At 71.6% G+C, this 2530-nt stretch carries 3 protein-coding genes; 2 read left to right on the forward strand and 1 reads right to left on the reverse strand.

The genetic code is table 11. From position 1 onward, the window contains the following. Positions 1-60: 60 nt before the first annotated feature. A complete protein-coding gene (locus MHW47_RS34490) occupies positions 61-543 on the reverse strand; it encodes an MSMEG_6728 family protein (protein ID WP_239227775.1) in 483 nt (160 codons plus the stop codon). 156 nt (positions 544-699) lie between these two features. Between MHW47_RS34490 and MHW47_RS34495 the strand changes: the two genes are divergently transcribed. Continuing rightward, the gene (locus MHW47_RS34495; RefSeq protein WP_239227776.1) at positions 700-2244 is read left to right on the forward strand and encodes an NAD(P)-binding domain-containing protein; all 1545 of its coding nucleotides are present in this window, start codon (positions 700-702) and stop codon (positions 2242-2244) included. Beyond that, on the forward strand, positions 2237-2530 hold a 294-nt coding region (locus MHW47_RS34500; protein WP_239227777.1), incomplete at its 3' end, for an AMP-binding protein. The genes MHW47_RS34495 and MHW47_RS34500, both read left to right, overlap by 8 nt.

Here is a 2530-nt window from a genome sequence, read left to right on the forward strand (position 1 = left end):
CGCACGCCCCGCCCGGCCCGGCGCGACCGCCCGCCGAACCCAGGCCGGCCCGTTCTCCCCCTACTCCGGGGCCTCTGGCCCGCCCCGGTCCGACGAGGGCCAGACGTACGGCAGGTCGTCCGGCACCCCGGGGAACAGGCCGCCGTAGTGCTCCGGGTCCTTGCGCAGCAGCGCCGACTGGTGGCTCCGGTGGAAGGCGGGATCGCCCAGCCACGGCGGCAGCTCGCCCGCCGAGGCGAGCCCGCCCTGCGAGCGGACCGGCGCACCGGCAGCGTGGGCCCGGAAGTCGTGCATCAGGGTGGCCGCGCACGTGTCGGCCCGGCCCCCGGCCGTCCACGCCGTGCAGACGTCCAGCCCGTACCGGACGAGCGCCTCCTCGTACCCCGCCCACATGCGGACCGCCGGATGCCTGCGCCACCCGTACCCCGGCACGGTCAGGCCGCGGAACACCTGCAGCGCCTCCACCCGTTGCTTCCCCAGCCGTCGGGGGTCCAGGACACCGGCCGACTCGGCGAAGCCGGGAAAAGGGAGAAACGTCTGCATGGGACCTGTCTACCCGTGCCCGCGCCCCGCGGCTTCCCGGCGGGCCGTCCGGCCGCCCGATTCACCGGGTGGGCCCACACCCTCCGCACCGGCCGGCCGGTGCGTGGCGGAAGGAATCTCAGAGCCTTCTGATTTCGCGTCACTACCGTCCGGGCCATGGTGCGCGACTATCTCATCATCGGGGCCGGACCGGCCGGACTACAACTCGCCGCTCTGCTGGAACGCGACGGACGTGACTACGCCGTCCTGGAACGGGGGAACGGACCGGGCACCTTCTTCACCCGGTACCCCCGTCACCGGCAGCTGATCTCGACGAACAAGGTGAACACGGGCTTCACCGACCCGGAACTCAACCTGCGCATGGACTGGAACTCGCTGCTCAGCGACGACCCGGAACTCCTCTTCACCCGGTACAGCGAGCGCTACTTCCCGCCCGCCGACGACCTGGTGCGCTACCTCGCGGACTTCGCGACCCGCACCGGCATACGCGTCGAGTACGGCACGGAGGTCGTCCGCGTCTCCCGCACGGACGGCGTCTTCGCCGTACGCGACGGAGCGGGGCGGACCTGGCGGGCCAGGCGGCTCGTCATGGCGACGGGCATCTCCCGGCTTTACGAACCCCCCATCCCGGGAGCCGCACTCGCCGAGCGGTACGACACCTTCGACCCCGACCCGGAGTCCTTCACCAACCAGCGGGTGCTGATCATCGGCAAGGGCAACTCCGCGTTCGAGACCGCCGACGGCCTCGTGGAGAAGGCCGCGGTCATCCACGTCGCCGGACCGCACTCGGTCAAGCTCGCCTGGAAGACGCACTACCTCGGCCATCTGCGCGCGGTGAACAACAACTTCCTGGACACCTACCAGCTCAAATCGCAGAACGCGGTGCTCGACGGCACCGTCGAGAGCATCGAGAAGTCCGCGAACGGCGGCTTCCGGGTGCTCCTTCGCTACGCGCGCACCATCGAGCCGCCACGCGTACTCCACTACGACCGGATCATCCTCTGCACCGGCTTCCGCTTCGACGCGTCCGTCTTCGACGACACCTGCCGCCCGGCACTCGTCATCAACGACCGGTTCCCCGAACAGACCTCCTCCTTCGAGTCGGTCAACGTGCCGGACCTCTACTTCGCCGGGACGCTGATGCAGCAGCGGGACTTCAAGAAGTCCACCAACGGCTTCATCCACGGATTCCGCTACGCGGTGCGCGCCCTGCACCGCATCCTCGCTGCCCGCCACCTCGACACCCCCTGGCCCGCCCGGACCCTCGCCGCGACCCCGGAGGCGATCGCCGACGCCCTCATCGCCCGCGTCAACCGCTCCTCGGGCCTGTGGCAGCAGTTCGGATTCCTCGGCGACGTGGTCGGCGTGGACGGCGAGCGCGCCGTGTACCAGGAGGAGGTGCCCCTCGACTACGTCACCGACGGCGCCCTGGGGCCCGCCCCGCACCGCTTCGTCGTGGACCTGGAGTACGGATTCGAGCACGACCTGACCGACCCCTTCGACATCGGCGTCCCGCGCGTCGCCGAGAACGACGTGGACCACGCCATGGACTCCACGTACCTGCATCCCGTGGTCCGCCACTACCGGGACGGCGCGCTCGCCGGCACCCACCACCTGGCGGAGAACCTGGAGAACGAGTGGAACCTGCCGGCCGTCCACCGGCAGCCCCTCACCGCCTTCGTGAAGGAGTGCCTTGACTGAGCAGTTCCCCGGCGCCGTGCTGGACCTCCTCGAAGCGGCGGGCGGCCGCACGGTGTTCGAGCACGCCGGCCGGGAGGTCTCCGGAGCCGCGCTCCTCGCTACGGTCCGGCGCGCCGCGAACGGCCTGCGCCGGCACGGCGTCGGCCCCGGCGACGGCGTGGCGATGCTCACCGGGGTCGGCCCCGAGGCGTTCGCGGCGATCATCGCCGCCCACACCGTCGGCGCCCGCGTCGTCGGCGTGCGCCCCGGCCTGACCCCGCGCCAGCGCCTGCACGTGCTGCGCGAC

The organism is Streptomyces sp. OfavH-34-F, assembly GCF_022347745.1.
Classification (GTDB): Bacteria; Actinomycetota; Actinomycetes; order Streptomycetales; family Streptomycetaceae; genus Streptomyces.

Bases quoted from the DNA above. Each gene is read 5' to 3' on its own strand.
- MHW47_RS34490 (WP_239227775.1), bottom strand. From the start codon at position 543: ATGCAGACGTTTCTCCCTTTTCCCGGCTTCGCCGAGTCGGCCGGTGTC.
- MHW47_RS34495 (WP_239227776.1), top strand. From the start codon at position 700: ATGGTGCGCGACTATCTCATCATCGGGGCCGGACCGGCCGGACTACAA.